Source organism: Amycolatopsis sp. NPDC049691 (assembly GCF_040675005.1).
Classification (GTDB): Bacteria; Actinomycetota; Actinomycetes; order Mycobacteriales; family Pseudonocardiaceae; genus Amycolatopsis.
This window is the reverse complement of sequence record NZ_JBFANX010000006.1, coordinates 86,648-108,486: the sequence shown is the minus strand read 5'-3', so window position 1 is coordinate 108,486 and position 21,839 is coordinate 86,648. Positions and strand designations below refer to the sequence as shown.

General features: G+C 69.9%; 24 protein-coding genes. 18 read left to right on the top strand and 6 right to left on the bottom strand.

Going from position 1 to position 21,839, the window contains the following annotated elements:
* The first annotated feature begins 157 nt into the window (after positions 1-157).
* Both rpmE and prfA read left to right on the top strand, forming a co-directional pair.
* Positions 158-385, top strand: coding sequence for a 50S ribosomal protein L31 (gene rpmE / locus AB0J40_RS15635; protein WP_176175187.1), 228 nt, complete (start codon positions 158-160; stop codon positions 383-385).
* Positions 386-465: 80 nt separating this feature from the next.
* Positions 466-1,536 (top strand): peptide chain release factor 1, encoded by a 1,071-nt coding sequence (prfA, locus tag AB0J40_RS15630; RefSeq protein ID WP_364452844.1) that lies wholly within the window; start codon positions 466-468, stop codon positions 1,534-1,536.
* 30 nt (positions 1,537-1,566) lie between these two features.
* On the opposite strand, the gene AB0J40_RS15625 is transcribed toward prfA, so the two are convergent.
* From AB0J40_RS15625 to AB0J40_RS15610, 4 genes are all read right to left on the bottom strand, one after another.
* Complete coding sequence (locus tag AB0J40_RS15625) at positions 1,567-2,007, bottom strand: hypothetical protein (protein WP_364452841.1); 441 nt, start codon at positions 2,005-2,007, stop codon at positions 1,567-1,569.
* A gap of 75 nt (positions 2,008-2,082) precedes the next feature.
* Positions 2,083-3,546 carry a hypothetical protein gene (locus tag AB0J40_RS15620; RefSeq protein ID WP_364452839.1) on the bottom strand — a complete coding sequence of 488 codons (1,464 nt, stop codon included), beginning with the start codon at positions 3,544-3,546 and terminating at the stop codon, positions 2,083-2,085.
* An 18-nt stretch (positions 3,547-3,564) separates the two neighbouring features.
* A complete protein-coding gene (locus AB0J40_RS15615) occupies positions 3,565-3,996 on the bottom strand; it encodes a GtrA family protein (protein ID WP_364452837.1) in 432 nt (143 codons plus the stop codon).
* Complete coding sequence (locus AB0J40_RS15610) at positions 3,993-4,970, bottom strand: glycosyltransferase family 2 protein (protein ID WP_364452834.1); 978 nt, start codon at positions 4,968-4,970, stop codon at positions 3,993-3,995. Before AB0J40_RS15610 ends, AB0J40_RS15615 begins: the two co-directional genes overlap by 4 nt.
* 237 nt (positions 4,971-5,207) lie before the next feature.
* Here AB0J40_RS15610 and prmC point away from each other — a divergent pair, with 237 nt between their 5' ends.
* Both prmC and AB0J40_RS15600 read left to right on the top strand, forming a co-directional pair.
* Positions 5,208-6,074: a peptide chain release factor N(5)-glutamine methyltransferase gene (gene prmC / locus AB0J40_RS15605; protein WP_364452832.1), complete on the top strand. Its 867-nt coding sequence runs from the start codon at positions 5,208-5,210 to the stop codon at positions 6,072-6,074.
* 4 nt (positions 6,075-6,078) lie between these two features.
* Positions 6,079-6,423 (top strand): hypothetical protein, encoded by a 345-nt coding sequence (locus AB0J40_RS15600; RefSeq protein WP_364452831.1) that lies wholly within the window; start codon positions 6,079-6,081, stop codon positions 6,421-6,423.
* Between the two features lie 57 nt (positions 6,424-6,480).
* On the opposite strand, the gene AB0J40_RS15595 is transcribed toward AB0J40_RS15600, so the two are convergent.
* Positions 6,481-8,454: a M6 family metalloprotease domain-containing protein gene (locus AB0J40_RS15595; protein WP_364452829.1), complete on the bottom strand. Its 1,974-nt coding sequence runs from the start codon at positions 8,452-8,454 to the stop codon at positions 6,481-6,483.
* A gap of 722 nt (positions 8,455-9,176) precedes the next feature.
* On the opposite strand from AB0J40_RS15595, the gene AB0J40_RS15590 reads away from it, so the two are divergent.
* The 14 genes from AB0J40_RS15590 to aroA all read left to right on the top strand — a co-directional run bounded on the left by AB0J40_RS15590 (position 9,177) and on the right by aroA (position 21,261).
* On the top strand, positions 9,177-9,827 hold the full coding sequence (locus AB0J40_RS15590; RefSeq protein WP_364452827.1) for an L-threonylcarbamoyladenylate synthase: 651 nt from the start codon (positions 9,177-9,179) through the stop codon (positions 9,825-9,827).
* 74 nt (positions 9,828-9,901) lie between these two features.
* A complete protein-coding gene (locus tag AB0J40_RS15585; RefSeq protein ID WP_364452824.1) occupies positions 9,902-11,059 on the top strand; it encodes an MraY family glycosyltransferase in 1,158 nt (385 codons plus the stop codon).
* A 49-nt stretch (positions 11,060-11,108) separates the two neighbouring features.
* Positions 11,109-11,552: a hypothetical protein gene (locus AB0J40_RS15580; RefSeq protein WP_364452822.1), complete on the top strand. Its 444-nt coding sequence runs from the start codon at positions 11,109-11,111 to the stop codon at positions 11,550-11,552.
* Positions 11,553-12,095: 543 nt separating this feature from the next.
* Entirely contained in the window at positions 12,096-12,881 is a 786-nt protein-coding gene (gene atpB / locus AB0J40_RS15575) for a F0F1 ATP synthase subunit A (RefSeq protein ID WP_247019135.1), read from the top strand.
* Between the two features lie 55 nt (positions 12,882-12,936).
* Positions 12,937-13,194 (top strand): ATP F0F1 synthase subunit C, encoded by a 258-nt coding sequence (locus tag AB0J40_RS15570; RefSeq protein WP_026468506.1) that lies wholly within the window; start codon positions 12,937-12,939, stop codon positions 13,192-13,194.
* Positions 13,195-13,222: 28 nt separating this feature from the next.
* Positions 13,223-13,783 carry a F0F1 ATP synthase subunit B gene (locus AB0J40_RS15565; protein ID WP_364452820.1) on the top strand — a complete coding sequence of 187 codons (561 nt, stop codon included), beginning with the start codon at positions 13,223-13,225 and terminating at the stop codon, positions 13,781-13,783.
* 6 nt (positions 13,784-13,789) lie between these two features.
* The gene (locus tag AB0J40_RS15560) at positions 13,790-14,614 is read left to right on the top strand and encodes a F0F1 ATP synthase subunit delta (protein WP_364452819.1); all 825 of its coding nucleotides are present in this window, start codon (positions 13,790-13,792) and stop codon (positions 14,612-14,614) included.
* Positions 14,615-14,671: 57 nt separating this feature from the next.
* On the top strand, positions 14,672-16,312 hold the full coding sequence (gene atpA / locus AB0J40_RS15555) for a F0F1 ATP synthase subunit alpha (protein ID WP_364452816.1): 1,641 nt from the start codon (positions 14,672-14,674) through the stop codon (positions 16,310-16,312).
* Positions 16,313-16,323: 11 nt separating this feature from the next.
* The gene (locus tag AB0J40_RS15550; protein WP_364452813.1) at positions 16,324-17,271 is read left to right on the top strand and encodes a F0F1 ATP synthase subunit gamma; all 948 of its coding nucleotides are present in this window, start codon (positions 16,324-16,326) and stop codon (positions 17,269-17,271) included.
* Positions 17,271-18,698: a F0F1 ATP synthase subunit beta gene (gene atpD / locus AB0J40_RS15545; protein WP_364452811.1), complete on the top strand. Its 1,428-nt coding sequence runs from the start codon at positions 17,271-17,273 to the stop codon at positions 18,696-18,698. The genes AB0J40_RS15550 and atpD overlap by 1 nt, the downstream gene beginning before the upstream one ends.
* 114 nt (positions 18,699-18,812) lie before the next feature.
* Positions 18,813-19,178 (top strand): F0F1 ATP synthase subunit epsilon, encoded by a 366-nt coding sequence (locus tag AB0J40_RS15540; RefSeq protein WP_364452809.1) that lies wholly within the window; start codon positions 18,813-18,815, stop codon positions 19,176-19,178.
* Between the two features lie 25 nt (positions 19,179-19,203).
* Positions 19,204-19,638, top strand: coding sequence for a DUF2550 domain-containing protein (locus AB0J40_RS15535; protein WP_364452807.1), 435 nt, complete (start codon positions 19,204-19,206; stop codon positions 19,636-19,638).
* A gap of 54 nt (positions 19,639-19,692) precedes the next feature.
* On the top strand, positions 19,693-20,013 hold the full coding sequence (locus AB0J40_RS15530) for a putative quinol monooxygenase (protein ID WP_364452806.1): 321 nt from the start codon (positions 19,693-19,695) through the stop codon (positions 20,011-20,013).
* Positions 20,014-20,022: 9 nt separating this feature from the next.
* A complete protein-coding gene (aroA, locus tag AB0J40_RS15525; protein ID WP_364452804.1) occupies positions 20,023-21,261 on the top strand; it encodes a 3-phosphoshikimate 1-carboxyvinyltransferase in 1,239 nt (412 codons plus the stop codon).
* On the opposite strand, the gene AB0J40_RS15520 is transcribed toward aroA, so the two are convergent.
* Positions 21,258-21,833: a cob(I)yrinic acid a,c-diamide adenosyltransferase gene (locus AB0J40_RS15520; RefSeq protein ID WP_364452801.1), complete on the bottom strand. Its 576-nt coding sequence runs from the start codon at positions 21,831-21,833 to the stop codon at positions 21,258-21,260. The two genes, aroA and AB0J40_RS15520, sit on opposite strands and share 4 nt — an antisense overlap.
* Positions 21,834-21,839: the final 6 nt, after the last annotated feature.

The following is a 21,839-nucleotide window of genomic DNA, read 5'->3' as shown; positions in this document are numbered from 1 at the left end:
CGCCGCGGGCGGGGAGGCCTCCGGCACGTTCGGAATAGCTGGTCAGCGGGGTGCGTTCCAGTACACGTCTGCCCGTCTGGCAGAATTACCCGCTGAAGTCCGGCGCCGGTTCACCCCGTGAACGACTGGGGACCCGGAGCCAACGAGAGAGGACACCATGAAGAGCGGTATTCACCCCGAGTACGTGGTCACCGAAGTGAACTGCGACTGCGGCAACAGCTTCACCACGCGCAGCACCAAGACCAGCGGCAACATCCACGTCGAGATCTGCTCGAACTGCCACCCGTTCTACACGGGCAAGCAGAAGATCATGGACACCGGTGGCCGGGTCGCGCGCTTCGAGGCTCGCTACGGCAAGCGCCAGAAGAAGGCCGACGCCAAGTAGCTTTTCCGACGACGCCCATCCGCCTGCGCGGGTGGGCGTCGTTTTTTGTCTTGTTCTTCCCGGGCTGAGAGGTGGCAGAGGTGGATTCGAGCTCACTCAAGGGGCTGCTCGCCGAACACGCGGAGCTGGAGCAGCAGCTGGCGGACCCGGCGGTGCACGCCGACCAGGCGCGCGCCCGCAAGCTCGGCCGCCGCTACGCCGAGCTGACGCCGGTGGTCCGCGCGGTCCACGAGCTCGACACCGCCCGCGACGACCTCGCGGCCGCCCGGGAGATGGCCGCGGAGGACGCGGAGTTCGCCGCGGAGGCCGACGAGCTGGCCGCGAAGATCCCCGAGCTGGAGTCGAAGCTCACCGAACTGCTGCTCCCGCGTGACCCGTACGACGGCTCCGACGTCGTGATGGAGATCAAGTCCGGCGAGGGCGGCGAGGAGTCGGCCCTGTTCGCCGGCGACCTGCTGCGGATGTACCTGCGCTACGCCGAGCGCCACGGCTGGAAGGCCGAGGTCCTCGACTCGGTCGACTCCGACCTGGGCGGCTTCAAGGACGTGACGCTGTCGATCAAGACGAAGTCGGCGGTCGTCGACGGCGTCTGGTCGCGGCTGAAGTTCGAGGGCGGCGTCCACCGCGTCCAGCGCGTGCCGGCGACGGAGTCACAGGGCCGGATCCACACGTCGGCGTCCGGGGTGCTCATCTACCCGGAGCCGGAAGAGGTCGAGGTCGAGATCGACCCGAACGACCTGCGCATCGACGTGTTCCGGTCGTCGGGCCCGGGCGGCCAGAGCGTCAACACGACCGACTCGGCGGTCCGGATCACGCACCTGCCGACGGGCATCGTGGTGTCGTGCCAGAACGAGAAGTCCCAGATCCAGAACCGCGCGCGGGCCCTGCAGGTGCTGCAGGCCCGGCTCCAGGCGATCGCGGAGGAAGAGGCGGCGGCGAAGGCGTCGGACGCGCGCAAGTCGCAGGTCCGCACGGTCGACCGGTCGGAGCGCATCCGGACCTACAACTTCCCGGAGAACCGCATCTCGGACCACCGGGTGAACTACAAGGCGTACAACCTGGACCAGGTCCTGGACGGCGACCTGGACGGCGTGCTGGACGCGCTGGCGACGGCCGACCGCGAGGAACGCCTGGCCGCCTCGGCGGGCTGAGCCGCCACCCGGTGGCCCAGCCCGGGAGGATCAGCCGCAGGCGACCGGGCCGGCCGAGCCGCGGAACTGGTTCACCGAGCCGCTGCCCAGCGACAGGCTGCCGGACACGTAGATGCACTTGCCGTCGGTGCCGGTGACCACCACGCCGCCCGCGTAGGTCGAGAACGTGCCCGAGTCGGTCACGTAGCTGGACTGGTCCGACCGGCGGATGCTGACCGACATCGAGTGCGACCCGGACATGTCGTCGTAGACCTTGGCGCAGTTGGTGCCGCCGTTCGCGCTGGAGTACCAGAGGTGCAGCGAGCCGGCCAGGTCCCCGAGGGAGTTCTTCAGGGACTTCGGGAACCCGGAGACCTCACTGCCCGGGCAGGTCGCCACCGTCGCCGCCTGGGCTTGGGTGACGGGCGCCACGACGACCCCCGCCACCACGACACCGGCGACGACGGCGAACTTCCGCACGAATGACCGCATCTTGCCTCCACAACCAGCGGTGCCCGGGCTGGTCCCGGACCACCGCCGTCCCCACGCCCCGGAGGCCGGAGCGGTTTAGCGGAGGGCCGGCTTCTCCGGCTCCCGGAAGGCGTCGAAGACCTCGGTCGGCTGGTCCACGTACGGAACCTCGTCCGGCTCGGGCTCGGGCTGGGCCGGCTTCGGGAACAGGCTGAGCACCGCGAACACGAACGCCAGGAACGTCGGGAACAGCGTCAGCAGCTGGTGCTTCACGCCCTCGACGCCCTCGCCGAGCGCGGACAGCCCGAACTGCCCCACCGCGAACAGCAGCAGGAAGAACACCACGATCCCGTACTCGCGCCGGCGGCGGCGGAACGCGCGCACGCCCGCCCAGCCGATCAGCAGCCAGAACGGCACCAGCACGAACAGCCCCAGCGGCGCCGCCAGCTTCGACAGCCCGGAGAACACCGGGACCCGGTACTCCTGCGCCATCTGCGGCAGCCCGGACGACTCCGCGAAGCTGCCCAGCCGGGACGGGCGCGCCGTCAGCGTGTCGACCGCTCCCTGCTGGAGGATCTGCAGCGTGCGCTGCGGGTGGCCCGCGTAGTAGCTCAGCACGTTGCGGCGGCTGATCTTGTCGCGGAAGCCGTTGTAGTCCGCGTCCGTCCACGGGTGCGCCGCCCACCAGCCCGTGCCGATGAACTTCTTCGCGGTCGGCGGCAGGCCGAGCGCCGCCAGGTCGGCGTCCGTGTCGTGCTTGCCGTCGACGATGCTGTCGAACACCACGTGGTACATGTTCGCTTCGCGGTACTCGGCGTTGGCCGGGTCGCCGTGGGACTGCACCGCCGCCGTTCCCGCGCCGACGACCACCAGCACGCCCAGCGGCAGCAGCCACCGCGCCCAGCCGCGCTTGCCGAGCGGCTTGAGCAGCGCCAGCGCCAGCACGAACAGCGGGATCAGCAGCAGCGTCTGCGACTTCGCGTTGATGCCGATCAGCGCGCCCCCGACCGTCAGCGCAGCGCCCCAGTACCGCGCCGCGCCCGTGCGGCTCATCAGCAGCAGGCCGCCGGCCGTCAGCAGCATCCCGACGAACCCGGCGCCTTCGCTCAGCACCGACGCGAAGTAGCCGAAGAACGCCGAGTCGGCCATCACGAGCAGCAGGAGCACCGCCGCGATGACGCGGTTGCGGCGGCTCAGGTCCAGGCCGAGCACCGTCGCCGCGACACCGGCCGCGACCAGCACGCACGTGATCGCGCCGAGCACCAGCAGGTTGAGCTCGGCCGACGAGCCCAGCACCTTGCCGAGCTTGCTCGCGAACCAGTCGAGCCAGGCCTGGCTCGAGATGTAGTCGCTCTTGCAGGCCGACCCCGGTCCGTAGCTGAAGTGCACGTAGAACTCGGACTTGAGCTCCGGGTGCCGGCCGCCGAGGTCGCACAGCAGGCGCCAGCCGTCGCCGTTGTCGGCCATGCCGACCGGCCGCGGCACGAGGAACCGGACCAGCAGGACGCCCAGGGAAAGGACGAAGACGCCCAAGCCGAAGCGCAGTTCACGGAATCGCACTCCGAAGAGGGTACGAGATCACGCAGAGTCGGCGGGCGCTGCACCGGGAACGGGCGAAACGGGCCGGTGCCGGAACACGACGTAGTGGTAGAGCAGGTAGTTCCAGAACAGCCCGACGACGATCGCCGCGCCCTTCGGAACCAACAGGTTGATGCCCGGGAACAGCCGCCCGACCAGCCAGATCACGAAGAACTGCACCACCCAGAGCCCGAAGGCCGTCACACCGAAGAACAGCAGCGCCTGTTTCCGGATGTCGCCGTCCTTCGCCCGGAACGTGAAGTTCCGGTTCAACGTGAACGACAGCAGCATTCCGGCCGTCGTCGAAATGAAGTTGGCGACGAACGTCGGGACGCCGAGCGTCGCGAGCAGCGCGTAGCCGAGCGCGTCGACCAAGGTGTTGCCGATGCCGACGATCCCGAAGCGGACCTGCGTGGCCGTGACGAACCTCATCGGGCGGCGCTCCGGTCGCCGGCGCCGGTCCGGACCGACGCCACCGTGTACAGCGGCCGGTTCTGGACCTGGGAGTACGTGCGGCCGATGTAGCTGCCGAGCACGCCGAGCATGATGATCTGGATGCCGCCGAGGAAGAACATCGCGATGGTGATGAACGCCCAGCCGGGCACCGCGGTCTCCGGCGCGAACAGCTTCACGCCGACGACGTAGAGCACGCCGAGGAAGCTCAGCAGCGAGATCAGGTACCCCATCCGCGTGATCATCCGCAGCGGGGTCGTCGAGAACCCGAGGATGCCGTCGGCGGCGAAGCGCAGCATCTTCGTCAGCGGGTAGCCGGTGACGCCCGCGTTGCGCTTGTCGCGGTCGAACAGCACCGCCGTCTGCCGGAACCCGACGTAGCTGACCAGCCCGCGCAGGAACCGGTCGCGCTCGCGGTACTTGCGCAGCTCGTCGACGACCTTGCGGTCGACCAGCCGGAAGTCGCCGGTGTTCTTCGGGATCTCGACGGCGGCCATCTTCTGCAGGAACCAGTAGAACGCGCTCGCGGTGAACCGCTTGAACGGCGAATCGCGGCGCGACCGGCGCTGCGCGTAGACGACCTCGTAGCCCTCTTCCCACTTCTCGAGCAGCTCGACGGCCACCCGCGGCGGGTCCTGCAGGTCGCTGTCCATGATGATCGCGGCGTCGGCGTCGACCAGGTCGAGCCCGGCGGTGACGGCCATCTGGTGGCCGAAGTTGCGGGACAGCTCGACGACCGTGACCCGCGCGTCGCGCGCCCCCAGCTCGGTGAGCCGGTCCAGGGACGCGTCGCGGCTGCCGTCGTCGACGTAGATGAAGCTGAAGTCGTACCGCCCGGCCAGGGGCGCGGTGACCTCGTCGACGGTGCGGTGCAGCAGGTCGATGTTCGCTTCCTCGTTGTAGATGGGGAAGATGAACGCGACCCGGCGGCGCGTGGTCGGCTCGGTCGGCACTGGCGCTCCCTGGTGGGTCGGCGTCTCGGGCATGGGCGACGCTCCGGCCAGGATATCCGCGCGGTGGCGGGCCGGAAGCGTCTCCGCGCGGATCCATTCTGGCGGTGACCCGTGTTTCGCGGCTGTTTGTCATGCGGGTGAGGGGACCTCGATACGCTGGACGGCGTGGGACCGGCGCGTGTCCTGACGGGGGAGTTCCGCCTGGTGTGCCAGGCTTGACGAGGTGAAGGACGACGAGTGAATCGGCAGCCGCTGCGCCTGGCCATCATCGAGGCCACCCGGATTCTCGAACGGGCGGGTGTCGAGTCGCCGCGGTTCGACGCCGAGGTGATCGCGGCGCACGTGCTGGGGGTCGACCGCGGGCGGCTGCCGATGGTGCCGCTGGTCGATCCGCCGGTCATCGAGGCCATCGGCCAGCTCGTCCAGCAGCGCGCGAAGCGGATCCCGCTGCAGTACCTGACGGGCTGGGCCGCGCTGGGGGAGATCACGGTCGCGGTCGGCGCGGGGGTGTTCGTCCCGCGGCCGGAGACCGAGCTGCTGCTCGAATGGGGCGTCAAGTTCCTGCAGGGGCGCGAGTTCCCGGTGGTGGTGGACCTGTGCACCGGCTCGGGAGCGCTGGCGCTGGCGGTGGCGCACGCCCGGCCGGACGCGGTGGTCTACGCGGTGGACGTCGACCCGCAGGCGCTGGCCTGGGCGCGCCACAACGCGGACGTCCACGCGGACGCGGGCAACACCCCGATCCGGCTGTACTCGGGCGACATCGCCGACCCGACGATGTTCGCCGAGCTGGACGGCCTGGTCGACCTGGTGCTGTGCAACCCGCCGTACGTCCCGGAGGGCACCCCGGTGCCGCCGGAGGTAGCGGAGCACGACCCGCCGCGCGCGGTGTTCGCGGAGGAGAGCGGCCTGGCGGTGATCCGCCACGCGATCGCGGCGGGGGCCCGGTTGCTGCGGCCGGGCGGGGGCTTGGCGATCGAGCACGACGACACGCACGGCTCGGCGGTGCCGGCGCTGGTGCGGGCCCGGCGGGTGCTGACGGGGGTCGAGGACCACGCGGACCTGACTGGGCGGGCCCGGTTCGTCACGGCTCGCCGGCTGGGCTGAGCGCGTGTCGGGGGACTTCATCGTCGATCCGCGGGGGAAGGCCGGTCTGGACTTCCTGGACTGGATGCCGTCGCGTGGTCTGCTGCGCAGGGTCCTGGACTTCGTCGCCGACCGTGTCGAGGACGCGGAGCTGGCCGCGGACCTGCGGGAGTTCGTCGCCGGCGGCTACGGGTTCTTCGCGCTGGGGGGTTACTCCGCCGAGCAAGGCGCGGAGATCATGAAGGTGATCAGGGAGTCGTTGCCCGCCGCGGCCTGGGAGTGGTTTCCGGACGACGAAGGCGGCCGGGCGGTGCTCGCGGAGCTGGTGGAGATGGTCGAGGAAGCCGAGGCGGCGCCCGACGCGGACTGAGCGGCCGGCCACCCGGGAGTGGGGAGGGGCCCGCCCCGGCGGCGGGCCCCTCCCGCACTAGAAGCCGAACGCCGTGCAGCTCGCCGTCGCCGTCTTCGACGGGTCGCTCACCGACGTCGCCGTCAGCTTCACCCGGGCCGCCAGGTCACCGCCCTGGTCCCGCTTCGCGTACGCCGGCACCTTCACGTGCCCGCCGAACTTCGCCGTCGCCAGCTCGTTCGGCAGCCGGACCTCCCAGCCGCGGGCGTCCGTCGACACGCTCAGCCGATACGTGTCCGTGTCGTACGGTGCCTGCGCGCCCCGGGCCGACCCCGTGTTGAGCAGGCCGAAGTCGCAGGTCGCGAGGCCGCCGCGGGCGAACGCCGGCAGTGCCGGGGTGACCGCCGCGCCGCGGGCCTGGCTGCCGGAGCCGTCCAGCGAGGCCACCGTCACCGTGTACGAGAGCACGCCGTGGCGGTCGCGGGCCAGGTCGGTGATCAGGAAGCGCAGCCGGTTCGCCTCGTCCGTGTACTCGTACGGGCTCGCCGCCTCCGTGCCCGCCTTGAACAGCGCGTCGTTGAGCTGGCGGTAGTCACCGACGGTGATTTTCACCGGCGTGCCGTCCGGCTTGGTGTAGTCGGTGATCCCGATGTCCTGCGGGTTGGCGTCGATCACCCAGTCGAAGGGCGCGTTGTCCTTGTTCTTCGTCTTGGTGATCAGGACGCCGGAGTCCGGGGCGAACGAGTCCGCGCCCATCCGGTCGACGACCTCGACCGTGTAGTTGTCGTAGCCGCCGCCGTCGCAGAACGGGTCCTTCGCCCGGTCGCACTTCGGCGCCTTGTCGCCGCCCGTCAGCTTGATGTTCAGCCCGGTGAAGGCCCCCGGCTGCGCGTCGGTCTCGCGCGCGGTGATGCGTGCCGACACCGGACCGGTCTTCGCCAGCTCGTTGCGGTCGAGCTGCAGGACGTCCGCGGGGTCGACGATGCCGAGCTTCAGCTTGTTGCGCAGCTGGTGCTGAGCCCCCATCGAGCTGCCCTGGGTCGCCGGGATCTGCCAGCGCGTGTGCGGGCCGCCCGGTCCGTTGAACGTCCCGCGCGAGAGCATGTCCCACGGCCCGCTGTAGCTGCGGGACGGCGGCACCCCGAACGGGTTGTTGTAGTTGTCGCCGATGCCCAGGATGTGGCTGAACTCGTGGGCGTAGGTGGACTGGCCCGAGCTTTCGGCCTGCACCGAGCTGCCGTCCTGGGCGTTCGGCCAGATGCTGGCGGCCGACGCCCACGACGTCCACGGCACGTACCGCGTCGCCGCGTAGTTGGGCAGGTCGTGGTTCGGCGGTCCGAACGCGTCCGGCACGTTCTCCTTGGTGCCGAACTTCATTTCGCCGAACTCCTGCCAGGTCGAGCTCTCGTCCTGGCCGGCGGAGAGGTAGAAGACGAAGTCGAACTGGTTCGCGGTGTCGCCGACGTCGGCGCGCCACGCGTCACCGGCGTCCTTGCGGATGTCGCGGGCGCAGTTCGCGCCGGGCGGGCACGCGCTCGGCTGGAACTCCATGCCGTACTCGTAGGACTTCCCGGGCATCCGGTACGGCCCGAACGCGGTCAGCTGCACGCCGAAGCGGCCGCCGGAGTCCTCCATCCAGTACTCGTTGATCGTGTGCCCGTTGTTGAGCGCTTCGGGCTTGTTGAGGAAGTCCTGGTAGTACTGCGCGACGCCGGCCCGCGGGATGTTCGCGGCGGCGGGGCCGGGGTTGCCGAAGATCGTGGAGTTCGCCGGCTTCGTGACGACGAAGTCCTGGTCCGGGTAGTCGGCGAGGACGACGGCGCCCTTGAACGTGCGCTGGGTCGGCTTCAGGGAGGGATCGGCCCAGTTCGTGCCGGGCACCTTGCGGTAGTCGGACCAGGTCATGTGGTCCTGGTTCTCCCAGTGCGCGGCGTCGATCGGGGCGGGCCAGCCACGGGTGAGCGGCTCGGCGGCGGCGGTGCCGGCACCGAGCCCGCCGAAGACGGTGACCGCGGCGAGCAGGGCGAGCGCTTTCGGGGTTCTGGGGCGCATCTGCGGCTCCTTCACTGGGAACCCACGGGGGTGGTGGTTCCCGAAGATCGACCGTATTGAGCCCCGCTGTCGCGGTTCTGCCTCGCGGCGAGGTTTACCCGCTTGCCCCACGACGAAAGTCTGGCCGGTTTGTCAGTCCGGCGCCGGGGCGGCGCTGTGGACAAGCCCGGTTCGCGGGCACTGCGGGGGCCCGGAATTGTCGGTGGTCGCCGGTAGCGTGGAAGACGGGGGCGCCCCCGGCCGGCGTGGTCATGAGCCGGCCGGTTCTGCTCGGCCCGATGCAACCGGCGACGGTGACCGGCGGCCTGCGGCGACCCAGCCGCCGAGTGTGGCCCTCGCGCGGTGATGCCGGGGCGTCCCGCACCGGGCGCTGTGGGCAACTCCGGTCGTGCGTGCCGGAAGCGCCGGAAAGTGTCGGTGGTCGCCGGTAGCGTGGAAGACGGGGGCCCCCGTCGGCGGCTGGGCGGCCGATCCCGGCGGCCACGCCCGCCGACCGACCCCGCGGGCCGACCCCGCCAGACACCCCCCGCCGGCCAACCCCGGCCGATCCCGCGAGCCACCCGCCCGCACCGCCGCGAGGTCGGCACCGCCGTGCCGCCCCGGCCCGGCGGCGGCACCCGGCGGGCTCGGCGAACCGCACCGCCGCGGGTTCCCGCCGCCCGGGCCCGGCCGGTGTGACGCGGCGAACGCCCCCTCCGGCGGCGGGACTACTCTTGGCCACCATGAGCGTGGTCTACGACTGCAGCAAGCGGGAGTCCCGTGCCGACGGACTGGCGGCGGCCGCGGGTGCGGTGCGGTCGAGCAGGCTGGTCGTCCTGCCGACCGACACGGTCTACGGCATCGGTGCCGATGCCTTCGACGCCGGCGCCGTGCAAGCCCTTCTGCGCGCGAAGAACCGCGGCCCGGACATGCCCGTCGGCGTGCTCGTCGGGTCCTGGTCCACTGTGGACGGCCTCGTGCTCGGCGTGCCCCCGCAGGCTCGTGCGCTCATCGAAGCCTTCTGGCCGGGCGATCTGTCCATCGTGCTCCCGCACGCGCCGAGTCTGCAGTGGAACCTCGGCGACGCCCGTGGCACCGTCATGCTGCGGATGCCGCTGCACCCGGTCGCCCTCGAACTGCTGCGCGACGTCGGCCCGATGGCCGTCTCGAGCGCGAACGTCTCCGGCCGGCCGCCGGCCAGCACCGCGCAGGAGGCGCAGGAACAGCTCGGCGACTCGGTCGCGGTCTACCTCGACGGCGGGTCGAGCGGCGAGCCGGTTGCGTCGAGCATCGTGGACCTCACCGGCACCGAGCCGGTGGTGCTGCGCGAGGGCGCGGTGAGCAAGGACGCCATCGCGGAGGTGCTCGGTGTACCCGCGGAATCGTTGGCGTGAAGCCGGATCAAGGCGCCGGAAGCGGCACGATACCGTGTCGCGGGTGACCCCGACCCCGCGAGCGTGACGCACCCGTGCCGCCCACATCCGGTCTTCTCCCCATCCGGGAATACATCCTCGTCGCGCTGACCGCGACGGCCGTGACCTACCTGCTCACCGGCGTCGTGCGCCGGATCGCGATCCGCGTCGGCGCGATCGCCAACCCGCGGGCGCGCGACGTCCACGTCGCCCCGATCCCGCGGATGGGCGGGGTCGGCATCTACCTCGGCGTCGCCGGCGCGATGGGCCTCGCCCACCAGCTGCCCGCGCTGTCGCACGGCTTCGACGCCTCGTTCGACTCGGTCGGCGTGCTGCTCGCCGCCGGGGTCATCTCGCTCATCGGCGCGCTCGACGACCGGTTCGAGCTCGACGCGTGGACGAAGCTGGCCGGGCAGGTCATGTGCGCCGGGATCCTGGTCATCTTCGGCGTGCAGTGGGTGTCGTTCTGGGTGCCGTGGGGCGGTCAGGGCGATTCGTTCGGCTCGGTGCTGGTGCTGGACAAGAACCAGGGCGCGCTGCTCACCGTCGTGATGGTCGTGGTGATGGTCAACGCGATGAACTTCGTCGACGGCCTCGACGGGCTCGCCGGCGGCCTCGGCTTCATCGCCGCGGCGGCGACGTGCGCGTTCTCCCTCGGCCTGCTCGACAGCTCCGGCGGCGACGTCGGCACCTACCCGCCGGCGCTGATCGCGGCCACGCTCGCCGGCGCGTGTCTGGGCTTCCTGCCGTACAACTTCCAGCCCGCGAAGATCTTCATGGGCGACTCCGGGTCGATGATGATCGGCCTGATGCTCGCGGGCGCGACGACCTCGGCGTCCGGGCGCGTGCCGTACCCGCAGTTCAGCGGCAAGGACGCGATCGCGCTGCTTTCCCCGCTGGTGGTCGTGGCGGCGGTGCTGTTCGTGCCGCTGCTGGACCTGATCATGGCGGTCGTGCGCCGCACGCGCCGCGGCGAAAGCCCGTTCGCGGCCGACAAGATGCACCTGCACCACCGCCTGCTGGAGATCGGCCACTCCCAGCGCCGCGCGGTCCTGCTCATCTACTTGTGGGCGGGGATCCTCGCGTTCGGCGCGGTCTCGGTGACGCTCTTCGACGACGCCGCGGCGCTCTGGATCATCGGCGCCGGGCTCGTGTTCGCGGTGGTGGTCTCGATCGTCCCGCGGCTGCGCTCGCGCAACCAGCCCGGGACCTGACCGGCCGGGTTCTCTACACTCGGTGGCTGAACCGAGCAGGGAGCCAGCTGTGAGCGAGACCGAAACCGAAGCGCAGGAGAACCCGCACGCCAAGGTGGTGCTGCAGGCCGCCCGCGCGATGACGAAGGCTTCGCTGCTCGTCACCCCGCCCGCGGTGCTGATCTGCATCGTGCTCTTCAGCGTCCTCAACGGGATGCCCGGCTTCCTCGGCTCGCTCGTCGGTGCGGTGCTCGCGATGCTCGCGTCGCTGTCGACGCTGGGCCTGATGCGCTTCAGCGCGGGCCAGGACCCGATGTTCGTCATGGTCATCGCGCTCGGCGGGTACGTCGTGAAGGTCGTCCTGCTGTTCGGCGCGCTGACGTTGCTGAAGGGCGTCACCGCGCTGCACCCGATGTCGCTCGGCATCACCATGATCGTCGCCATCCTGGTGGCCGCCGCGGCCGAGTTCGCCGCCTTCCGCAAGACCAAGATCCCGACGATCATCCCCTCCTGAGCCTCCCGGCGCCCGTCCGTTTTGCCGCGGACTTCCGTTACTCCCCGTGCATCGCGCTGCGGCCGCCCGAGTGTGACCGGCGTCACGAAAGTGCGCCTTCGTGCGGCCATCGGAATGGCGCCGGGACCTGCCGCCTGCGCCGTTGCCGGACGGGTCCCGCCCGGTCCCGGACCTGGGTCCCGGATCGACCCGGGACTTAGGTCCTGGGCTGATCGGTGGGTATGGAGTACGCGTGTACGGCACTGATTGACCTGCTGGTATGGTCCGCGTCAAGGGTGGCGGCCTCGGCCGCGCACTCCCTAAGACGAACCGCGATCAGCAGTGTGGCGACCGTGTAGTTCCGCCTCTTCCGCCGCTGGTCCGAAGTAGACCGCAGGGCAGTGTTCACGCGAGACAACCCCGTGTGCAGAACGTGAAGGCGTGTTCTGCGGACCGTGGGGTAGCCGCCTCCGACGTCCCGATACGTATCGGGTACGTTAAGTCCAGATCGTGACGATTCCCCCGGCGGAGTGAACGCCGGCCGGGAGAACCGGAAGGAGCCCAGTGGGCGCGCTGGTTTTGGCCGAGGGTGCGGTATTCGCGCCGCCCGGCGCCGAAAGCTTCGAGTTGCCGCCGTTGTTCGGCTCGGTCACCAAGCCGATGCTGCTCGTCGTGCTTTCGGTGGTCATCATCGCGACGTACTTCCTGCTGGCGACCCGCAAGCTCAAGGTCGTTCCGAGCAAGGGGCAGTTCGTCGCCGAGTCGATCTACGACTTCAGCCGCAACAACATCGCGCGCGAGCAGATCGGTTCGAAGGACTTCAAGTCGTTCGTGCCCCTCGTTTTCGCCCTGTTCACCTTCGTGCTGGTGAACAACCTCTACGGGATCATCCCCGTCCTGCAGTTCCCGACCATGGCGCGCTTCGGCTTCCCGGTCGCCCTGTCGGTCCTCGTCGTGTACCCGGTCTACCACTTCGTCGGGTTCAAGCGGCACGGTTTCGCCGGCTACTTCAAGAAGGAACTCGCCCCGCCGGGCGTTCCCAAGGCGGTGCTGCCGCTCTTCTCGCTGATCGAGTTCGCGGAAAAGTTCTTCCTCAACCCGCTGACGCTCGCCATCCGTGTTTTCGCCGCCATGTTCGCGGGTCACCTGATCCTGGCGGTGTTCACCCTCGGCGGCACCTTCCTGCTGACCGAGACGTCGAGCTGGGCGCTGAAGCCGGTCTCGCTGGTGGCGTGGATCTTCGCCATCGGGATGACCTTCCTCGAGGCCTTCATCCAGGTGCTGCAGGCCTACATCTTCGCCCTGCTGTCGGCTGGGTACATCGGCGCCGCGCTGGCGTCGGAGCACTGAGAACACAAGCCCCCGATCCACGCGAGCGCGTGGACCGAAGTGAAGGGAAATGCACGTGAGCAACATCGTTCTGGCCCAGGCCGCCGAGCAGGCTGTCAACATCAACCCCGGCCTCGCCGCGATCGGCTACGGCCTGGGCGCGATCGGCCCGGGCATCGGTGTGGGTCTGATCTTCGCCGCCGTCATCAACGGCACCGCGCGTCAGCCGGAGGCGCAGGGCAAGCTGCAGGGCATCGGCTTCTCGACCTTCGTTCTGACCGAGGTGCTCGCCCTGATCGGCATCGTCATCTACTTCATCGCCTCCGCCGCCTGAGTCTCGGCTCATCGCTTAAGGAGACGCCGTGCTGAACAGTGCCATCCTCCTCGCCGCAGAGGAAAAAGCGCACAACCCGATCATCCCCGACATCTCGGAGCTGATCCTCGGCATCGTCGCCTTCCTCATCCTGCTGTTCATCCTCAAGAAGTACGTCGTCCCTCGCTTCGAGGCCGCGTACGAAGAGCGTGCGCAGAAGATCGAGGGTGGCATCGAGAAGGCCGAGAAGGCCCAGGCCGAAGCCGAAGAAGCGCTGGCCAAGTACAAGGCCCAGCTGCAGGAAGCCCGGTCCGAAGCCGCGAAGATCCGCGACGACGCGCGGCTCGAAGCCGAGCAGATCAAGGCGGAGCTGCGGGCCGAGGCGGAGGCCGAGTCCCAGCGCATCGTCGCCCAGGGCCAGGCCCAGCTGCAGGCCCAGAAGGCGCAGATCATCGCGGAGCTGCGGGCCGACATGGGCCGCAACGCCGTCGAGCTGGCCAGCCGGATCGTCGGCGAGTCGCTCGAGGACGAGGCGCGCCGCCGCGGCACCGTCGACCGGTTCCTCGCGGAGCTGGAGTCCGCCGGTGCCTCCAACGGAGCGGGGAAGTAGCCAGAAATGACGCTGCATGCTGCGAGCCGTGAAGCGCTCGGCCTCGCCGAGGAACGCCTCGGCGAGGTTCTGGCCGACGCGGGAGCCGATGCTGCCACGGTCGGCGACGAGCTGCTCTCGGTCGTCGACCTGCTGGACCGGGAGATCGGCCTGCGCCGGGCGGTGAGCGACGCTTCGACGACGCCGGAGGTGCGCACCGAGCTGGTGCGCCGGCTGTTCGACGGCAAGCTGTCCGAACCGGCCCTGAAGGTGCTCGACGCCGTGGCGGGCAGCCGCTGGTCCAGCCCCCGTGAGCTGACCGACGGGCTCGAGGAGCTCGGCCGCTCGGCACTGCTCACCGCGGCCGAGAAGACCGGCAACGTCGACACCGTCGAATCCCAGCTGTTCCAGGTCGCGCGGATCGTGGCCGGCGCCCCGGAACTGGAGGCCGCGCTCTCCGACCTGGCCGGTCCCGCCGACGCCAAGCGCGCACTGGTGCGCGGGCTGTTCGCCGACAAGGTGGACGTGGTCACCGAGACCCTCGTCGAGCAGGTCGTGCGCCGGGCCAAGGGCCGCGGCGTCGGCATCGGGCTCGACAAGCTGGTCAAGCTGGCCGCGGAACGCCGTGAGCGCTCGGTCGCCTACGTGACCAGCGCGAACGCCCTGACCGACGAGCAGACCGCCCAGCTGGGCGCGAAGCTCGACGCCCTCTACGGGCGGCCGATCGCGCTGCACGTCGAGATCGACCCCCGGCTCGGCGGCGGCCTCGTCGTCCGCGTCGGCGACGAGGTCATCGACGGGAGCGCGGCGGGGCAGCTGGCGGCGCTGCGCAGGCGGCTGGCCCGGGCATAGCCCCCGGTCACACAAGACTTTGCATACTGGCAAGAACGAAGCGAGAGCGGGAAAGACATGGCCGAGCTGACGATCTCCTCGGATGAGATCCGTAGCGCGATCGAGAACTACGTCTCGAGTTACGCCCCGGACGTGAGCCGGGAAGAAGTTGGCATCGTGGTGGACGCCGGTGACGGCATCGCCCACGTCGAGGGCCTGCCCTCGGCCATGGCCAACGAGCTGCTCGAGTTCCCCGGCGGCGTCCTCGGCGTCGCGCTGAACCTGGACGCGCGCTCCATCGGTGCCGCGATCCTCGGTGACTTCGAAAGCATCGAGGAGGGCCAGCAGGTCAAGCGCACCGGCCAGGTCCTGTCGGTGCCGGTCGGCGACGGCTACCTCGGCCGCGTCGTCAACCCGCTGGGCCAGGCGATCGACGGCCTCGGCGACATCGAGACCACCGACCGCCGCGCGCTGGAGCTGAAGGCCGCCTCGGTGGTCGAGCGCCAGCCGGTGTCGGAGCCGCTGCAGACCGGCATCACCGCCATCGACGCGATGACCCCGATCGGCCGTGGCCAGCGCCAGCTGATCATCGGTGACCGCAAGACGGGCAAGACCGCCGTCGCCGTGGACACGATCATCAACCAGAAGGCCAACTGGGAGACCGGCGACCCGCAGAAGCAGGTCCGCTGCATCTACGTCGCGGTCGGCCAGAAGGGCTCCACGATCGCCGCCGTGAAGAAGTCCCTCGAGGACGCCGGCGCGCTGGAGTACACCACCATCGTCGCGGCCCCCGCGTCCGACTCGGCCGGCTTCAAGTGGATCGCGCCGTACACCGGCTCGGCCATCGGCCAGCACTGGATGTACGAGGGCAAGCACGTCCTCATCGTGTTCGACGACCTGACCAAGCAGGCCGACGCCTACCGCGCGATCTCGCTGCTGCTGCGCCGCCCGCCGGGCCGCGAGGCGTTCCCCGGCGACGTCTTCTACTTGCACTCCCGCCTGCTGGAGCGCTGCGCGAAGCTGTCGGACGAGCTGGGCGCCGGCTCGCTGACCGGTCTCCCGATCATCGAGACCAAGGCGAACGACGTGTCGGCCTACATCCCGACGAACGTCATCTCGATCACCGACGGCCAGTGCTTCTTCCAGTCGGACCTGTTCAACGCCGGCCAGCGCCCGGCCATCGACGTGGGTATCTCGGTGTCCCGCGTGGGTGGTGCCGCGCAGGTCAAGGCGATGAAGGACGTCGCGGGCTCGCTCCGGATCGACCTGTCGCAGTACCGCGAGCTGGAGGCCTTCGCGGCCTTCGCCTCCGACCTCGACGACGCCTCCAAGGCGCAGCTCGAGCGCGGTGCCCGGCTGTACGAGGTGCTCAAGCAGCCGCAGTACTCGCCGATCCCGGTCGAGGAGCAGGTCCTCACGGTGTACCTGGGCACGAACGGGCACTACGACTCGGTCCCGACCGAGGACGTCCGCCGGTTCAACCACGAGTTCATCGACTCGGCCCGCCGCAAGCACGCCGACCTCATCAAGAGCATCCGCGAGACCGGCAAGTTCCCGCAGGAGACCCGCGAGGCCGTCGTCGAAGCGGTGAACGAGTTCAAGAAGGAGTTCACCACGTCCGAGGGCAAGCCCCTGGTCGAGGCGGACGCCGACGCGATGGACGCCGACAAGGTCGGGCACGAGACCGTCAAGGTCAACAAGCCCGCCCCGAAGAAGTGAGCTGATAGCTCATGGCCGCACAACTCCGGGAACTCCGGTCGCGCATCAAGGCGACCAAGTCGATCGGCAAGATCACCAAGGCGATGGAGCTCATCGCCACCGCGCGCATCACCAAGGCGCGGGCGAAGGTCGCCGCTTCCCGGCCGTACGCGGACGAGATCACCAAGGTGCTCTCGGCGCTGGCCGGTGCGGCGGCCAACCTCGACCACCCCATGCTGGTCGAGCGCCCGAACCCGAAGCGGGCCGCCGTCCTGGTCGTGACCAGTGACAAGGGCCAGTGCGGTGGCTACAACTCCAACGTGCTGCGCGCGACCGAAGAGCTGCTCGCCCTCCTGCGTTCGGAGGGCAAGGAGCCCGAGGTCTACGTCACCGGCAACAAGGGCCTGAACTACTACCGGTTCCGCGACCGCCCGGTCGTGAACAGCTGGACGGGCTTCTCCGACCAGCCGGCCTACACCGACGCCGTCGCGGCCGGTGACGCCCTGGTCGAGTCGTTCATGCTCGGCGCCGACGACGAGCACGGCAACGCCGACGGCATCACGGGTGTCGACGAGATCCACATCGTCTACACCGAGTTCGTGTCGATGCTGACCCAGCGGCCGGTCGCCAAGCGCGTCGCGCCGCTCGAGGTCGAGTACACCGACGGCGAGGAGGAGCAGCAGAAGCCCGCGGGCGAGCTGCTCCCCAGCTACGAGTTCGAGCCGAGTGCCGACACGCTGCTGGACGCCCTGCTGCCGAAGTACATCAACACGCGGCTCTACGCGGCGCTGCTCGAGTCGGCGGCGTCCGAGCTGGCCGCCCGCCGGACGGCGATGAAGGCCGCGTCGGACAACGCGAACGAGCTGGTGGGCAACCTGACGCGGGAGATGAACCAGGCCCGCCAGGCGCAGATCACCCAGGAGATCTCCGAAATCGTCGGTGGCGCGAACGCGCTCACCGCAGCAGGAAGTGATGATTGATGACCAGTACTGAAGCCCCGCGCGCCAAGGGGCGCATCGTCTCGGTGACCGGGCCGGTCGTCGACGTCGAGTTCCCGCGCGGTTCCGTTCCCGACCAGTTCAACGCGCTCAAGGTCGAAATCGAGTTCGAGCAGCTGCGCAAGACCGTCACCCTCGAGGTCGCCTCCCACCTGGGCGACAACCTCGTCCGCACCATCTCGCTCCAGCCGCAGGACGGCCTGGTCCGGGGCGCCGAGGTCACCGACACCGGCAAGCCGATCACCGTGCCGGTGGGCGACAAGGTCAAGGGCCACGTCTACAACGCGCTCGGCGAGTGCCTCGACGAGCCCGGCTACGGCGACGACCTCGAGCGCTGGGGCATCCACCGCAACCCGCCGTCCTTCGACCAGCTCGAGGGCAAGACGGAGATGCTGGAGACCGGCCTGAAGGTCGTCGACCTGCTCACCCCGTACGTCCAGGGTGGCAAGATCGGCCTGTTCGGCGGTGCCGGCGTCGGCAAGACGGTGCTCATCAAGGAGATGATCACCCGTGTCGCCCGGAACTTCGGTGGTACCTCGGTGTTCGCCGGCGTCGGCGAGCGCACCCGTGAGGGCAACGACCTCTTCCTGGAGATGTCCGAGGACGGCGTCATCAACGACACCGCCCTCGTCTTCGGCCAGATGGACGAGCCGCCGGGCACGCGCATGCGCGTCGCGCTGTCGGCGCTGACCATGGCGGAGTACTTCCGCGACGTCCAGAACCAGGACGTGCTGCTGTTCATCGACAACATCTTCCGGTTCACCCAGGCCGGCTCCGAGGTGTCGACCCTGCTGGGCCGCATGCCTTCGGCCGTGGGTTACCAGCCGACGCTGGCCGACGAGATGGGGCAGCTGCAGGAGCGGATCACCTCGACCCGGGGTCGTTCGATCACCTCGATGCAGGCGATCTACGTCCCCGCGGACGACTACACCGACCCGGCCCCGGCCGCGACGTTCGCCCACCTGGACGCCACCACCGAGCTCTCCCGGTCGGTGTTCCAGAAGGGCATCTTCCCGGCGGTGGACCCGCTGGCGTCGACGTCGACGATCCTCGACCCGGCCATCGTCGGTGAGGACCACTACCGCGTCGCCTCCGAGGTCATCCGGATCCTGCAGAAGTACAAGGAGCTGCAGGACATCATCGCGATCCTCGGTATGGACGAGCTGTCGGAAGAGGACAAGCTGACCGTTCAGCGCGCGCGCCGCATCGAGCGGTTCCTGTCGCAGAACATGCTGGTCGCCGAGGCGTTCACGCAGATCCCGGGCTCGACGGTGCCGCTGTCGGAGACCATCGAGTCGTTCGACCGCATCACCAAGGGTGACTTCGACCACTACCCGGAGCAGGCGTTCCTGGGTATCGGTGGCCTCGAGGACCTCGAGAAGAAGTACAAGGAAATCACCAAGAAGTGACGTCCTGAGCGCGGCGGGGGCAGTGTCCACTATGGACTCGGGCCCCCGCCGTTCTCATAGCAGGAGACAGACCTATTACACTCGGTGGCAACACCCCGAGTTAAGGAGTGCTACGTGGCCGAGATGTCCGTGGAGCTGGTGGCCGTCGAGCGCCGTCTCTGGTCGGGTACCGCCACTTTCGTGGTGGCGCAGACCACCGAGGGCGAGATCGGCATCATGGCCGGCCACGAACCCGTGCTCGGGCAGCTCGTCGAGGGTGGCGTGGTCAAGGTGACGACCACCGACGGCGAGACGATCTGCGCGGCCGTGCACGGCGGCTTCCTCTCCGTGACCGGCACCGGCGTGAGCATCCTCGCCGAGAGCGCCGAGCTGTCCGACGAAATCGACGTCGACGCCGCGAAGGCGGCACTGAGCGCCGACGACGAGACCGAGCGGACGAGGGCCACGGCCCAGCTCCGCGCGGCAGGCAAGTCGGTCTGAGCGCGAGACGGGCAGGAGCCGGGCCGTGAAGATCACCGTGGTCGTAGTCGGGCTCCTGATCGTGCTCGCCGTGCTGGCCGCCTGGTACGGCCAGCGGTGGATCCGGATGCGCCGCGGCGGGGGCGTGAGCGTCGCGCTGCGGTGGCGTCCGGACAACGCGCGGTCCAGCTGGCACCTGGGGCTGGGCCGCTACGAGGGCGACGAGTTCGTCTGGTACCGGGTGTGGAGCCTGCGGACCGGCCCCGACCGCGTCTTCCAGCGCGAAAGCATGCAGATCGCCGACCGGCGCGACCCGTCCGGGACCGAGGCCTACGCCGTTCCCGAGGGCTCGACCGTGCTGCGCTGCGAGTCCGAGACCCAGGAGGCGATCGAGATCGCCATGGGGCCGGGCGCGCTGACCGGGTTCCTCTCCTGGCTCGAATCCGCCCCGCCCGGGCGGCGCCTCCCGCGCGCTTCCTGACTCTGTCTCAAACTGGGACAGCCACGGCCGCCGGTTTGGCCTACGGTTGAGCGCATGATCTTCATCGTGGTCAAGTTCCCGGTCAAGCCCGAGCACGCCGAAGACTGGCCGGACATCGTCGCCGACTACACCCGGAACACCCGCGCCGAAGCCGGCAACCGGTTCTTCGAGTGGTCCCGCAGCCTCGATGACAAGAACACCTACGTGCTGGTCGAAGGCTTCGAGGGCCAGGACGCCGCGGTCGCGCACGTCGGCTCCGACCACTTCAAGTGGGCGGTCGAGAACCTCGGTGCCTACATCAGCGCCACCCCGCAGATCATCAACGTCCAGGACGCCTCCGACTGGGGCCCGATGGCCGAGATCCAGCCGCACTAAACTCGAGGGGTGACCCTCGTCGAGATCCCCGGCTCCAAGTCCGTCACCGCCCGCGGCCTGTTCCTGGCCGCCGCCGCGCACGGCACCACGACCCTCGGCCGTCCGCTGCACTCGGACGACACCGAGGGCTTCGCCGAGGGCCTGGTCAAGCTCGGCTACCGCATCGACCGGCAGCCGGGCGCGTGGACCATCGAGGGCCGCCCGTCCGGGCCCGGAGTCGCCGAAGCGGACGTCTTCTGCCGCGACGGCGCGACGACGGCCCGGTTCCTGCCCGCGCTGGCCGCGGCCGGCACCGGGACGTTCCACTTCGACGCCTCCGACCAGATGCGCCGCCGCCCGCTCGGGCCGCTGACCGACGCCCTGCAGGAGCTGGGCGTCGACCTGACCTTCCACGGCGAGCCGGGGCACCACCCGGTGACCGTGCGCGCGAACGGCGTCAAGGGCGGCTCGCTGACCCTCGACGCGGGGCTGTCGTCGCAGTTCCTGACGGCGTTGCTGCTGCTCGGGCCGCTGACCGCGGAGGGCCTGCGGATCACGGTGACCGACCTGGTGTCGGTGCCGTACGTCGAGATCACCCTCGAGATGATGCGCCGGTTCGGCGTCGACGTCCGCCGTGAGGGCCAGACGTTCGTGGTGCCGCCGCAGCCGTACCGGGCGTGCGAGTACCCGGTGGAGCCGGACGCGTCGACGGCCAGCTACTTCCTCGCCGCGGCGGCCGTCACCGGCCGCACGGTGACCATCCCGGGCCTCGGTTCGTCGGCCCTGCAGGGTGACGTGAAGTTCGCCGACGTGCTGCGCGAGATGGGCGCGCACGTGGAGCTGGCTCCCGATTCGGTGACGGTCGCGGGCCCGTCCGAAGGCCTGCGTGGCGTCACGGTCAACATGCGAGACATCTCCGACACGGTCCCGACGCTGGCGGCGATCGCCCCCTTCGCGTCCGGGCCGGTGCGCATCGAGGACGTCTACAACACGCGCATCAAGGAGTGCGACCGGCTCGACGCGTGCGAGGAGAACCTGCGCGCGCTGGGCATCGAGGTGGAGACGGGCCGCGACTGGATCGAGATCCAGCCGGGCACGCCTACGGGGGCCCTGGTCAAGTGCCGCCGCGACCACCGGATCGCGATGGCGTTCAGCATCACGGGCCTGCGCACCCCGGGCATTACGCTGGACGACCCGGAGTGCGTGAAGAAGACGTTCCCGGGCTTCCACCAGGCGCTGGGGTCGCTGCGGGAGAGCTGGGGGATCTAGGCGGGCTGGCCGCCCGGCTGCCAGAGCACGTCACCCTCGGGGTTGGCCAGCCGGGCGAGGATGAACAGCAGGTCCGACAGCCGGTTCAGGTACTTGAGCGCCACCGGGTTCGTCGTCTCCGGCTCCGCTTCGTACAGCTCCCACGCGGACCGCTCGGCCCGGCGGGACACCGTCCGCGCCTGGTGCAGGAAGGCCGCGCCCGGCGTGCCGCCCGGTAGGATGAACGACGTCAGCTTCGGCAGCCGCTCGTTGAAGTCGTCGCACCAGCCTTCGAGCCGCTCGACGTACTTCTCGGTGATCCGCAGCGGCGGGTACGGCGGGTCGTCGGAGATCGGCAGGCAGAGGTCCGCGCCGACGTCGAAAAGATCGTTCTGCACCGCACGCAGGACATCCGCGATTTCGCCGGGCAGCTGCCCGACCGCGATCGCCAGGCCCAGCACGGAGTTCGTCTCGTCGGTGTCCGCGTACGCGCCCAGCCGCGGGGACGTCTTGGACACGCGGGACCCGTCGCCGAGCGCGGTCGTGCCGTTGTCGCCGACCTTCGTGTAGACGCGGTTGATGCGAACGACCATGAACCC